A 13684-nucleotide genomic window follows, 5' to 3' on the forward strand; every position below is an offset into this window, starting at 1 on the left:
CGTAATCTGCCATAAATTCTAGATTAAACGTTTCAGCCAGCGTATTTTTGCGACGTTCGCGACTGACTGGCTACTGCCAATTGACCATCAGCCGTTTGGTTCATAAACACGCTTACACTGTTTTATTCAAAACAATACCTAGTGCGTTGCGCGCACTAACTAGGAGATCGGCATGCTTGAGCTCACTGTAGAGCAGATATCCATGGGCCAGGTGGCTGTGGATAAATCTGCTGCCTTGCAACTGCTCGCTGACACACTGGTGACCGACGGCCTGGTCGCCGAGGGCTACCTCAGTGGCCTGCAAGCCCGTGAAGCCCAAGGCTCGACCTTCCTTGGTCAGGGCATCGCCATTCCCCACGGCACCCCGGAAACCCGCGACCAGGTATTTTCCACCGGCGTGCGCCTGCTTCAGTTCCCCGAAGGGGTGGATTGGGGCGACGGCCAGATCGTCTACCTGGCGATCGGCATTGCCGCCAAGTCCGATGAACACCTGCGCCTGCTGCAACTCTTGACCCGCGCCCTCGGTGAAACCGACCTGGGCCAGGCGCTGCGCCGCGCCGAAAGCGCCGAAGCGCTGTTGAAACTGTTGCAAGGCGCGCCACAGGAACTGGCGCTGGACGCCCAGATGATCAGCCTGGGTGTGTCCGCCGATGATTTTGAAGAACTCGTATGGCGCGGTGCCCGGCTGCTGCGCCAGGCCGACTGCGTGAGCAATGGTTTCGCCGCCGTGCTGCAGCAGGTCGAGGCGCTGCCCCTGGGCGATGGCCTGTGGTGGCTGCACAGCGAGCAAACGGTGAAGCGTCCGGGCCTGGCCTTCGTCACCCCGGACAAACCCATGCGCTACCTCGGCCAGCCCCTCAATGGCCTGTTCTGCCTGGCGAGCCTGGGCGAAGCGCATCAGGCCTTGCTCGAACGCCTGTGCGCCTTGTTGATCGAAGGACGCGGCCAGGAATTGGGGCGCGCCACCAGCAGTCGCGCAGTGCTCGAAGTGCTCGGCGGCGAACTGCCGCCAGACTGGCCCAGTGCGCGCATCACCCTGGCCAACGCCCACGGCCTGCATGCGCGCCCGGCGAAGATTCTCGCGCAATTGGCGAAAAGCTTTGACGGCGATATTCGCCTGCGCATTGTCGATGGGGCGGTGGGCGCCGTGTCGGCAAAAAGCTTGAGCAAGCTGCTCAGCCTCGGCGCACGTCGCGGCCAGGTACTGGAATTTGTCGCCGAACCAGGCATTGCCGGCGACGCGTTGCCGGCCTTGCTGGCCGCCGTCGAGCAGGGCCTTGGCGAAGACGTCGAACCGCTGCCGACCGTGAGCGCCGAGCCCGCAATGGTCGATATCGAGCCGGTGATCAGCGCACCTGTTGCCGGCAGTCAGAGCCAGGCCATCGCCGCCGCTCCGGGCATCGCCATCGGTCCTGCGCATATTCAGGTGCAACAGGTGTTTGATTACCCGTTGCGCGGCGAGTCCTGCGCCATCGAGCGCCAGCGCCTGCAGGACGCGCTGGCCGATGTGCGCAGCGATATTCAGGGCCTGATCGAGCGCAGCCAGGCCAAGGCGATTCGCGAGATTTTTATCACCCACCAGGAAATGCTCGACGACCCGGAACTCACCGACGACGTCGACACCCGCCTCAAGCAGGGCGAAAGCGCGCAGGCGGCGTGGATGAGCGTGATCGAAAGCGCCGCCAAACAGCAGGAGTCGCTGCAGGACGCCTTGCTCGCCGAGCGCGCCGCCGACCTGCGTGACATCGGCCGCCGTGTGCTGGCGCAACTGTGCGGCGTCGAAAGCGCCCAGGAGCCGAGCGAGCCTTACATTCTGGTGATGGACGAGGTCGGCCCTTCGGACGTCGCACGTCTGGACCCGACTCGCGTGGCCGGGATCCTCACCGCCCGTGGCGGCGCCACGGCCCACAGCGCCATCGTCGCCCGTGCGCTCGGGATTCCCGCGTTGGTCGGCGCCGGGCCGGCCGTGTTGCTGCTGGCTGCCGGTACGCCGTTGCTGCTTGATGGCCAGCGCGGTCGCCTGCATGTCGACCCCGATGCCGCCACGCTGCAGCGTGCCACCGTGGAGCGCGACACCCGCGAGCAACGCCTGCAAGCCGCCTCGGCCCAGCGCCACGAGCCGGCCTGCACCCGCGACGGTCATTCGGTGGAAGTGTTCGCCAATATCGGCGAAAGCGCCGGCGTGGCCAGCGCGGTGGAGCAGGGCGCCGAAGGCATCGGCCTGCTGCGCACCGAGTTGATTTTCATGGCCCACTCCCAGGCCCCGGACGAAGCCACCCAGGAAGCCGAATACCGCCGCGTGCTGGATGGCCTCGACGGTCGCCCGCTGGTGGTGCGCACCCTGGATGTGGGCGGCGATAAACCGCTGCCGTATTGGCCCATTGCCCAGGAAGAAAACCCCTTCCTCGGCGTGCGCGGCATCCGTCTGACCCTGCAACGCCCGCAGATCATGGAAGCGCAACTGCGCGCCCTGTTGCGTTCGGCGGACAACCGCCCGCTGCGCATCATGTTCCCCATGGTTGGCAGCGTCGATGAGTGGCGCGCGGCCCGCGACATGACCGAGCGCCTGCGCCTGGAAATCCCGGTGGCCGACTTGCAGTTGGGCATCATGATCGAAGTACCGTCGGCCGCGCTGCTGGCACCGGTACTCGCCAAAGAAGTCGACTTCTTCAGCGTCGGCACCAACGACCTCACCCAGTACACCCTGGCCATCGACCGTGGCCACCCGACGTTGTCCGCCCAGGCCGATGGTCTGCACCCGGCCGTTTTGCAACTGATCGACATCACCGTGCGCGCGGCCCATGCCCATGGCAAATGGGTGGGTGTGTGCGGCGAGCTGGCCGCCGACCCGTTGGCCGTGCCGGTACTGGTGGGCCTGGGAGTGGACGAGTTGAGCGTGTCGGCCCGCAGCATTCCCGAAGTGAAAGCGCGGGTGCGTGAATTCAGCCTGAGCGAGGCCCAGAGCCTGGCGCAAAAAGCACTGGCGGTGGGTTCGCCCGCCGAAGTGCGAGCCCTTGTGGAGGCCGTGTAAATGGCGAAGATTTTGACCCTGACGCTGAACCCGGCGTTGGACCTCACGGTACGCCTGCCACGCCTGGCACCGGGCGAAGTCAACCGCAGCGAAAACATGCTCACCCACGCGGCGGGCAAGGGCGTGAACGTTGCCCAGGTGCTCGCCGACCTGGGGCATCAGTTGAGCGTGAGCGGCTTTCTCGGCGACGCCAACCCGCAGGCCTTCGATGCGCTGATCGCCCACCGTGGGTTTGTCGACGCATTCGTGCGCGTGCCGGGCGAAACCCGCAGCAATATCAAGATTGCCGAACACGATGGCCGCGTCACCGACATCAATGCCCCAGGCCCGCTGGTGAGTGAGCAGGCGCAAGCGCAATTGCTCGAGCTGCTCGCAGAGATCGGCCCCCGGTTCGACGCGGTAGTGGTCGCCGGCAGCTTGCCGCGCGGCGTCAGCCCGCAGTGGTTTCAGGCCTTGCTGGAAACGCTCAAAGCGCAAGGCTTGAAAGTCGCTCTGGACACCAGCGGCGAAGCCCTGCGCGCAGGGCTCCAGGCCGGGCCATGGCTGGTCAAGCCCAATACCGAAGAGCTGGCCGAAGCTATGGGCAATGCCCCGGATGCCATCAGCCGTCTGCATCAGCTGGGCGTGCAACATGTGGTGGTTTCCGACGGTGCTGCGGGCGTGAGCTGGTACAGCCCCGGCGCAACCCTGCACGCCACGCCGCCCAACGTAACGGTGGCCAGTACCGTGGGCGCCGGCGATTCGCTGCTGGCCGGAATGCTCCACGGCCTGCTCAGTGGCGATACGCCGGAGCAAACCCTGGGCCGCGCCACGGCGATTGCCGCGATGGCGGTGACGCAGGTCGGTTTCGGCATCGGCGACCACGCACAGCTGGACATTTTGCAGAGCGGCGTCCAAGTGCGCGCGCTGACAGAACAATAAGAGGGTTTGTCATGAAATTAGCCATCGTTACCGCCTGCCCGAACGGCATGGTCACCAGTGTGCTGTGCGCCCGCTTGCTGGACGCCGCCGCGCAGCGCCAGGGGTGGAGCACCAGCGTCGAAGTGATCGATGTGCAGCACCCTGAACGTCAGTTGTCCGAAGCGACCCTCAACGATGCCGAGTGGGTGTTGCTGGTCAGCAGCACGCCGGTGGACATGCAACGGTTCATCGGCAAGCGCGTGTTCCAGAGCACGCCGGCCCAGGCGCTGGCCGATGTCGAGGCGGTATTGCGCCGTGGGGCCGAAGAGGCTCAGGTGTACGTCGCCACGCAGGAAGCGGCCAGTCAGGCGCCGCGTATCGTCGCGATCACCGCCTGCCCAACGGGCGTGGCGCACACCTTCATGGCCGCCGAAGCCTTGCAGCAGACGGCCAAGCGCCTTGGGTACGACCTGCAGGTGGAGACCCAGGGCTCGGTCGGCGCACGGACACCTTTGAGCCCGCAGGCCATCGCCGAGGCCGACGTAGTGTTGCTGGCGGCCGATATCGAAGTCGCCACCGAGCGCTTCGCCGGCAAGAAGATCTATCGCTGCGGCACCGGCATCGCCCTCAAGCAATCGGAAGCGACCCTCAACAAGGCGCTGGCCGAAGGTGCGGTGGAAAGCGCCGCCAGCGGCGCGGTGGCCAGGCAGGAAAAAACCGGGGTCTACAAGCACCTGCTCACCGGGGTGTCGTTCATGTTGCCGATGGTGGTGGCGGGCGGCTTGTTGATCGCGTTGTCCTTTGTGTTCGGCATCCATGCCTTCGAAGAAAAGGGCACCCTGGCGGCGGCCCTCAAGAGCGTCGGCGACCAGGCTTTCATGCTGATGGTGCCGTTGCTCGCAGGCTATATCGCCTACTCGATTGCCGACCGTCCCGGCATCGCGCCCGGCATGATCGGCGGCCTGTTGGCCGGTACGCTGGGGGCGGGATTCATCGGTGGGATTTTCGCCGGTTTCCTCGCCGGTTACTGCGTCAAGCTGATCACCCGCGCGGTGAAGTTGCCCCAGAGCCTGGAAGCGCTCAAGCCGATCCTGATCATTCCGCTGCTGGCCAGTCTGTTCACCGGTCTGGCGATGATTTACCTGGTGGGCCCGCCCGTGGCGCGGCTGCTGACCGGCCTCACGGACTTTCTCAGCACCATGGGCACCACCAACGCCGTGCTGCTCGGCATCCTGCTGGGCGGCATGATGTGCGTCGACCTGGGCGGCCCGATCAACAAGGCCGCGTATGCGTTCTCGGTCGGCCTGCTGGCGGCCTCCAGCGGTGCGCCGATGGCCGCGACCATGGCCGCCGGTATGGTGCCACCGATTGGCATGGGCATCGCCACCTTCCTGGCGCGGCGCAAGTTTGCCCAGACCGAGCGCGAGGCCGGCAAAGCGGCGATGATTCTGGGCATGTGCTTCATCTCTGAGGGCGCGATTCCCTTCGCGGCCAAGGACCCGCTGCGGGTGATCCCGGCCAGCATCGCCGGCGGCGCGTTGACCGGTGCGCTGTCGATGTACTTCGGCTGCAAACTGGCCGCGCCCCATGGCGGATTGTTTGTGCTGATCATTCCGAATGCGATGAATCACGCGCTGCTGTATTTGCTGGCGATTGTGGCCGGCAGTGTGGTGACCGGTGTCGTGTATGCGCTGATCAAACGCCCGGAGGCGGTAGAGCTGGCAGTCGCGCCCGCCTAGAAGATTCGGCAGGGAAGCTTTATGTGGGAGGGGCTTGCTCCCGATAGCGGTCTATCAGTCGATGAATATCTGACTGACCCACCGCCATCGGGAGCAGGCCCCCTCCCACATTCAGCGCATTATTGGCTGTAAGGTCGGTGTCATATCGGCATGGTTTAGTGGCCTCTTTGCTACCCAGAGGGCACCCGCATGAGCCACTTCGATCTCGGCCGTCGCCGCGTGATGCAAGTCGTCGGCGCCGGCCTGTTGTTGCCTGGCCTGGCCCCGGCCGTGATCGCGTCGGTCAAGGACCGGCCGCAGCTCACCGAGGGTGTGCAGTCCGGCGACCTGCTGGGCGACCGCGCGATGGTCTGGAGCCGCAGCGACCGCCCTGCGCGCATGGTGGTGGAGTGGGACACCCGCAGCGTGTTCAGCAACCCGCGCCGGTTTGTCTCGGCGCTGGCCGACAGCCGCAACGACTTCACCGCCCGCGTCGAACTCACCGGCCTGCCGGTCGACCAGGCGATTTTCTACCGCGTGCATTTCGAGGACGCCCAGAGCGGCGTCGCCAGCGAACCGTGGTTCGGCCACCTGCGCAGCGTGCCGCAACAACGCCGCGACATTCGCTTTGTGTGGAGCGGCGACACGGTCGGCCAAGGCTTCGGCATCAACCCGGACATCGGCGGCATGCGCATCTACGAGGCCATGCGCCTGCGCCTGCCGGACTTCTTTATCCACAGCGGCGACACCATCTATGCCGACGGCCCGGTGCCGGCGCAACTGCCCACCGAAGGCGGCCGCATCTGGCGCAACCTCACCACCGAGTCCAAGAGCAAGGTCGCCGAAAGCCTCGACGACTATCGCGGCAATTATCGCTACAACCTGCTGGACGAAAACGTGCGGCGCTTTAACGCCGAGGTGCCGCAGATCTGGCAGTGGGACGACCACGAAGTGGTGAACAACTGGTCGCCCGGCAAGCAGCTCGACGAGCGTTACAAGGTCAAGGACATCAACACCCTGGTCGGCCGTGCACGCCAGGCCTGGCTGGAATATTCGCCGATGCGCAGGCAGGGCGCCGATGCCGGCGGGCGGATTTATCGCAAGCTCGCCTACGGCCCGTTGCTGGACGTGTTCGTGCTCGACATGCGCAGCTATCGCGGCCCCAACGATGACAACCTGGGCGGTGAAAAGCCCTTTCTCGGGCGTGAACAGCTGGACTGGCTCAAGCGCGAACTCAAGGCCTCGACGGCCCAATGGAAAGTCATTGCCGCCGACATGCCCATCGGCCTTGGCGTGCCCGACGGCGAAGTCAGCCCCGGCGTGCCGCGCTGGGAGGCCATCGCCAACAACGACCCGGGCCCGGCGCAGGGGCGTGAACTGGAAATCGCCGAACTGCTCGGGTTTCTGCGGGCGCAGCAGGTGCGCAACCATGTGTGGCTGACGGCGGATGTGCACTATTGCGCCGCGCATCATTACCACCCGGACCGCGCGGCTTTTCAGGATTTTGAACCGTTCTGGGAGTTTGTCGCCGGGCCCTTGAATGCGGGGAGTTTTGGGCCTAATCCACTGGACAAGACCTTTGGCCCCGAGGTGGTGTTCGAGAAGGCGCCGCCAGCGCAGAACACCTCACCGTTTGCCGGGTTTCAGTTTTTTGGTGAGGTGCAGATTGATGGGCAGACGGGGGAGTTGACGGTGGTTTTGCGGGATCTGGATGGGGTTTCTGTGTTTGAGCAGAGGTTGCAGCCTGTTTGATGCGGGGGCATTTTGGGTGCGTATATCCGGTTTCTGGGTGATGGCGGATAGGGGGTCCGCCCTTACGCGGGTCACCTTGGAAAAAAAGCCTCAAAGTGTGATTTCCATCAGACCAATGCAGATCCAAATGTGGAAGGGAGCAAGCCCCCCTCCCACATTTTGCACAGCGTTCGGCACATCAATACACATCCCGCCGATAACGCCCTTGCTCAATCAACCGCTCCACGGCCTCACTGCCCAGTATGTCCGCCAGCGCCTGATCCACCCCCGTCGCCATCCCTTGCAAACTCCCGCACACATAGATCGCTGCACCCTCGACCAGCCATTTGCGCAGCACGTCGGCCGATTCGCGCAGGCGGTCCTGCACGTAGATTTTTTCCGCCTGGTCGCGGGAAAACGCCAGGTCCAGTAGCGCCAGGTCACCACTGGCCAGCCAGCCTTGAAGCTCGTCCTGGCAGAGGAAGTCATGCTGGCGCGTGCGTTCGCCAAACAACAGCCAGTTGCGCTGCTGGCCCTCGGCGATGCGCGCTTTGAGCAAGCTGCGCAGGCCGGCGAGGCCGGTGCCGTTGCCCAGCAGGATCAGCGGCACCGGTACGTCGGGCAGGTGGAAGCCGCTGTTGCGGCGCAGACGCAGGCGGATTGCCGAGCCGATGGCGGCGTGTTCGGTGAGCCAGCCGGAACCCAGGCCCAGGCTGCCGTCGGCGTGGCGTTCCTGGCGCACGATCAGTTCGAGTACACCGTCGCTGGCAATCGAGGCGATGGAATACTCGCGCATGCCCAGCGGCACCAGTGCATCCACCAGCGCCTGGGCGTGCAGGCCGACCATGTGCGCAAGGTTGGCCGGCAACTGGCGTGTGGCCAGCGCTTGGGCGAGTGGTTGCGGCAGGCCGTCGATCAACACGCCTTCGCTGCCGTTCAGGCCCAGGCCCTGGAGAAACTGTTCGATGGCGTGCTGGCCATTGCACGGCAGGATTTCCACCAGATCACCGGCCAGCCAGGCGTGGGGCGACGCTGAGGTCAAGCCCAGCAGGTACACCGGCGCGCTCGCACTGTCGTGGTTCAGCAACGTGCGCTGGCTCAGCGTCCACTGTTCATACTGCGCCACCGGCCAGGCCGCTGGTGGCGCGTGGCCGGTGAGTTGGCCCAGTTGTTGTTGCCAGTCGAGCAGGGCGGTTGTGTCGCCGCTGTCGACTTCCACCGCGGCGAACAGCGGGTTGCCGCCCTGTTGGGTCAGCCAGAACTGCAGGCGCCGCGCAAAGCCGCAGAAGTGTGGGTACTGGCGATCACCCAGGGCCAGCACGGCGTAGTTCAAGCCTGTGAGGGACACGTCCTGGCCCAGGATGCTGCGCTCGAAACCACGGGCGTTGTCGGGGGCTTCGCCATCGCCGAAGGTGCTGATCACGAACAGTGCGTTTTGCGCCTGGCTCAACTCATCCTGGCTGAGACTGCCCAAGGGCTGCACATTCACCGGCAGGCCGGCGGACTGCAGTTGCCCGGCGGTCTGCCAGGCCAGTTGTTCGGCAAAGCCGCTCTGACTGGCGAAGCCGATCAGCCAGGCCGGTGCCTGGCTGTGGTGGTTCGCAAAGCCGCTGCGGGCCTCGCGCACCTGGCGTTTTTTGCGGCGGCGGTCGAGGTACAGCAGCCAGCCGGTGATGAAGAATAACGGCATGCACAGCGCGCTGACAGTGAGGATGACCCGCCCCACGACGCCGAAGTAGCTGCCGGTGTGCAGCGCATAAATGCTGGTGAGCAGCTGCGACTTGAGGCTTTTGCCGGCGTAGCGGTCATGGGATTTGACCTCGCCGGTGGCCGGATCGAGATTGATCTGATTCAGTGCGCGGTCATGGGACGCGTTGCGCAGCAGGTAATACACGATGGCCGGCTGCCCGGCGACGGTCGGCATGCGGATGTTGTAGGCGCTCAAGCCGGGGCCGGCGTTGCTGTAGATGCTGCTCCAGATCGCGGCGTAATTGGCCACAGGCAGGGCGTCTGCAGGCGCCGGGTTACGCGTGCGTACCCGTTCGTTCTGCGGCGCGTCGGACAGCAGTTGGGTCAGGCCCTTGTTGTACCAGTCGTAGGACCAGTACAAGCCGGTGAGCGCCGAGAACAGATAGAACAGCAGGCACCAGGTGCCGAACACCGAGTGCAGGTCCCAGTTGAAGCTGCGGCCCTTTTTGCGCCAGTCCAGGGTCAGCCAGGCGCGCCAGTTCGTCACCTGGCGCGGCCAGCGCAGATACAGGCCGGACAGGCAAAAGAACAGCAGGATCAGCGTGCAGGCGCCGGTGATCTGCCGCCCGGTCTCACCCATGGCGAGGAAGCGGTGCACTTGCAGGATAAAGCCGAACAGCTCCTGGCCCACCGCGTCGCCCATGTAGTCGCCGGTGTAAGGGTCGAAGTAGCGCATCTGGCCACGTCGCTCACCCGGTGCCGCGCTGAAGAACACACGTGCCGCGTTGCCGCTGTCGCTTTCCACCCAGAGCATCGACACGGTCTTGCCTTCGGTGGCCTGCAGCTTGCGCACCAGTTCGGCGGGTGGCAGCACGCCGGCTTCGCGTTTTTCGACCGTCAATACGCTGGGGTTGAGCGCCCTGAGTATTTCATCCTGAAACGACACCGCTGCCCCGGTAATCCCCATCAGGGCCAGCACCAGCCCGGCCGTGATGCCGAAGAACCAGTGCAACTGGAACAGGGTTTTCTTCAACACGTCGTACGGCCTCGCAAAACAGGATAGGGATTGACGGCGCTTAGTATGCCGTGGGTTGTCGAGAAACATTCCTTTTTACATGCAAAAAGCCCACGACAAGGCGTGGGCTTTTTGATCGGGCAGAGGTTACACGTAGAACGATTTCAACGGCGGAAAGCCGTTGAACTCAACCGCGCTGTAGCTGGTGGTGTAGGCGCCGGTCGACAGCCAGTACAAGCGATCACCGATGGCCAGGTTCAGCGGCAGGCCGTACTTGTAGTTTTCATACATGATGTCGGCGCTGTCGCAGGTGGGGCCGGCGATGACCACTTCTTCCATCTCGCCTTTCTTCTCGGTCCAGATCGGGAACTTGATGGCTTCGTCCATGGTTTCGATCAGACCGGAGAATTTGCCCACGTCGGTGTACACCCAACGCTCGACGGCGGTGCGCGATTTACGTGCCACCAGTACCACCTCGCTGACCAGGATGCCGGCGTTGGCGATCAGCGAACGGCCGGGTTCGAGGATGATCTCCGGCAGTTCGTCGCCGAAGTCTTCCTTGAGGAAGCGGATGATTTCTTCGGCGTAGGTTTCCAGGCTGTTGGTGCGGGTGATGTAGTTGGCCGGGAAGCCGCCGCCCATGTTGATCAGCTTGAGGTGGATGCCGTCTTCTTCCTTCAGGCGCTCGAAGATCACTTTGACCTTGGCGATGGCTGCGTCCCACACGCTGATGTCGCGCTGCTGTGAACCGACGTGGAAGGAGATGCCGTAAGGCACCAGGCCCAGGTCACGGGCGAGGATCAGCAGGTCCATGGCCATGTCGGTCTGGCAGCCGAATTTGCGCGACAAAGGCCAGTCGGCCGTGGTCGAGCCTTCGGTGAGGATGCGCACGTACACTTTCGAACCCGGTGCGGCCTTGGCGATGTTGCGCAGGTCGGCTTCGGAGTCGGTGGAGAACAGGCGCACGCCTTTCTCGTAGAAGTAGCGAATGTCTTTGGATTTCTTGATGGTGTTGCCGTAGCTGATACGGTCGGCGCTGACGCCGCGGTCCATGACCTTGTCCAGCTCGTAGATCGAGGCGATATCGAAGCTCGAGCCTTTGTCTTTCAACAGGTCGATGATCTCGACGGCAGGGTTGGCCTTGACGGCGTAATAGACTTTGGCGAATTCGAAACCGGCGCGCAGGTCATCGTAGGCCTGGCTGATCATCGCGGTGTCGATCACCACGAACGGGGTTTCCTGTTTGTCGGCGAACGCCTTCATTTTGTCAAAGGTGGCGCGCGCGAAATAATCTTCGACGTTGATCGACATGCTGGGAACTCCTAAGGGCAAACTGATTTGAGCAATGGGTGCAAATGAACGTCCTCCGTATCCCCACTTTGGTTCGCCTACTTCCCAAGGCATGTCGCCGAAAGCAAAAAGGCCATGGGATTTACGCGTCCCTTGGCCTTGCTGTCTCGTCGTCAGTACTTGAGCCGGATGGATCGTTTCCAGCATGGACGTTCGGCGCGAACTTTAGGGCTTGATGGGCGTGGGATCAACTAAAAATGTCGCGTTTTTGCACGCGTTCGTCGCGCGACCGCGTGCAGCTACTTATGTAACCGACCGGTGTGACGGAATGATGTTCCCCGCTGAGTGGTAATCGAGGCGATTTCCCTGACTCACCGAGGGGGAAATGTGAGAGGGGGCTTGCTCCCGATAGCGGTGGATCAGTGACAGATGAAGTGACTGACACACCGCCATCGGGAGCAAGCCCCCTCCCACATTTTTAACCGCAGGGAGTCAGATCAGGCCAGGGCAGTCTCGGCAGGCGAAACGATGCTGGTCTTGCCCCCACGGGACTTGCCGGAACTCAGGTACTCGGCAATCGACTCCTGAGTCACTTCACCCAGGAACACCCGCTCCGCGTCCATCACCGGCAGCCATGAGCGGTTGAACTCGTACATGCGCGACAACAGGATGCGCAAGTGCTCGTCATACGCCGCCGTGGCGTTGAATTCGCGCAGGTATTGGCCGCAAGTACCGGCCTGGCGGTGCAGGTCGCGGCGGCGTACATAACCCAGCGCCTTGTTCTCGGCGCAGGTGACCACCACATAACGGCGGTCATGCTCGTCCATCAGTTCCAGCGCATCGGCCACCGGGGTTTCCGGGCTTACCGACGGGGCGTTGTCTGCCGCGTCTTCGGCCTTCACCAGCAGCAGGCGCTTGAGGGTGCTGTCCTGGCCGACGAAGTTGCTCACGAACTCGTCAGCCGGGTGCGCCAGCAGTGTGTCCGGATGATCGATCTGCAGCAGCTTGCCGGCGCGGAAGATCGCGATCTTGTCGCCCAGCTTGATGGCTTCGTCGATGTCGTGGCTGACCATGATCACGGTCTTGTTCAGCGCGCGTTGCATCTCGAAGAACTCGTTCTGGATCATCTCGCGGTTGATCGGGTCGACCGCGCCGAACGGTTCGTCCATCAGCAGCAGCGGCGCATCGGCCGCCAGTGCGCGGATCACGCCGATGCGCTGCTGCTGGCCGCCCGACAGTTCACGCGGATAGCGGTGCAGGTACTGCTTGGGTTCGAGCTTGATCATGCTCATCAATTCGCGGGCGCGGTCGTGGCATTTCTGCTTGTCCCAGCCCAGCAGTTTGGGCACCACCACGATGTTTTCCTCGATGGTCATGTTCGGGAACAGACCGATCTGCTGGATCACATACCCGATGTTGCGACGCAGGGTCACTTCGTCGAGGTCGGTGGTGTCTTCGCCATTGATCAAAATCTTGCCCGAGGTGGGTTTGATCAGGCGGTTGATCATTTTCAGCGTGGTGCTCTTGCCGCAGCCCGACGGGCCGAGGAATACGCAAATCTCGCCTTCATTGACGGTCAGGCTTACGTCGTTCACGGCGGAGACAGTCTTGCCGTTGCTTTGAAAAGTCTTGGTCAGGTTTTGAAGTTCGATCATTTGAGCAGTCCTTTTGGAGTCAGCGAGCGTTGCAGCCATTGCAGAAGCAGGTCGGCGAAGATGGCCAGAAGACTGACCAGCACGGCGCCGACGATCAGCATCGACATGTCGCTGCGGCTGATGGAAGCCAGAATAAGTACACCCAGACCACCGGCGCCGATGGTGGCGGCAATGGTCATCACACCGATATTCATCACCACGGCGGTGCGCACGCCGGCGAGGATCACCGGCACTGCAATCGGCAGCTCGACCATGCGCAGGCGCTGGCCGAAGGTCATGCCGATGCCTTTGGCGGCCTCGCGGATGCCTGGTTCCACGCCGGTGAGGGCGAGGTAGGTGTTACGCATGATCGGCAGCAGCGAGTAGAGGAACACGGCGGTGATCGCCGGCATCGGTCCCAGGCCCTGGCCGAATTTGGAGTAGAACGGCAGCAACAGGCCGAACAGCGCAATCGACGGCACGGTCAGCAGCACCGTGGCGCTGGCCTGCAAGGGGCCGGCGAGCGTCGGGAAGCGTGTCATCAGCACGCCCAGGGGCACGCCAATGAAGATCGCCAGCAGTACGGCAATGCCGACCAGAGTGATGTGCTGCCAGGTCAGTTGCAGCACCTGGGCCCAATCAAGATGGGAAAAGGCGTTTAAAAATTCCATGTCTT

At 63.5% G+C, this 13684-nt stretch carries 8 protein-coding genes; 4 read left to right on the forward strand and 4 right to left on the reverse strand.

The annotated features are described in order from the left end of the window. Positions 1-172 precede the first annotated feature (172 nt). The 4 genes from ptsP to RHM60_RS20550 all read left to right on the forward strand — a co-directional run bounded on the left by ptsP (position 173) and on the right by RHM60_RS20550 (position 7401). Positions 173-3031 carry a phosphoenolpyruvate--protein phosphotransferase gene (gene ptsP / locus RHM60_RS20535; protein WP_322212635.1) on the forward strand — a complete coding sequence of 953 codons (2859 nt, stop codon included), beginning with the start codon at positions 173-175 and terminating at the stop codon, positions 3029-3031. Next, the gene (pfkB, locus tag RHM60_RS20540) at positions 3032-3952 is read left to right on the forward strand and encodes a 1-phosphofructokinase (protein WP_322212636.1); all 921 of its coding nucleotides are present in this window, start codon (positions 3032-3034) and stop codon (positions 3950-3952) included. It begins immediately after the preceding gene. Positions 3953-3963: 11 nt separating this feature from the next. Then, a complete protein-coding gene (locus tag RHM60_RS20545; protein WP_209988519.1) occupies positions 3964-5670 on the forward strand; it encodes a PTS fructose-like transporter subunit IIB in 1707 nt (568 codons plus the stop codon). A 189-nt stretch (positions 5671-5859) separates the two neighbouring features. Then, on the forward strand, positions 5860-7401 hold the full coding sequence (locus tag RHM60_RS20550) for an alkaline phosphatase D family protein (RefSeq protein WP_231422506.1): 1542 nt from the start codon (positions 5860-5862) through the stop codon (positions 7399-7401). A 178-nt stretch (positions 7402-7579) separates the two neighbouring features. Here RHM60_RS20550 and RHM60_RS20555 read toward each other — a convergent pair whose 3' ends face one another. The 4 genes from RHM60_RS20555 to RHM60_RS20570 form a co-directional block, all read right to left on the reverse strand. Continuing rightward, a complete protein-coding gene (locus RHM60_RS20555) occupies positions 7580-10105 on the reverse strand; it encodes a sulfite reductase flavoprotein subunit alpha (RefSeq protein WP_322212638.1) in 2526 nt (841 codons plus the stop codon). 126 nt (positions 10106-10231) lie between these two features. Continuing rightward, on the reverse strand, positions 10232-11395 hold the full coding sequence (locus RHM60_RS20560; protein WP_032861941.1) for a type III PLP-dependent enzyme: 1164 nt from the start codon (positions 11393-11395) through the stop codon (positions 10232-10234). A 476-nt stretch (positions 11396-11871) separates the two neighbouring features. Then, a complete protein-coding gene (locus RHM60_RS20565) occupies positions 11872-13029 on the reverse strand; it encodes a betaine/proline/choline family ABC transporter ATP-binding protein (RefSeq protein WP_004372312.1) in 1158 nt (385 codons plus the stop codon). Beyond that, positions 13026-13679: an ABC transporter permease gene (locus RHM60_RS20570; protein ID WP_004372310.1), complete on the reverse strand. Its 654-nt coding sequence runs from the start codon at positions 13677-13679 to the stop codon at positions 13026-13028. Before RHM60_RS20570 ends, RHM60_RS20565 begins: the two co-directional genes overlap by 4 nt. Between the last annotated feature and the right edge of the window lie 5 nt (positions 13680-13684).

Source organism: Pseudomonas sp. MH9.3 (assembly GCF_034354675.1).
Taxonomy (GTDB): Bacteria; Pseudomonadota; Gammaproteobacteria; order Pseudomonadales; family Pseudomonadaceae; genus Aquipseudomonas.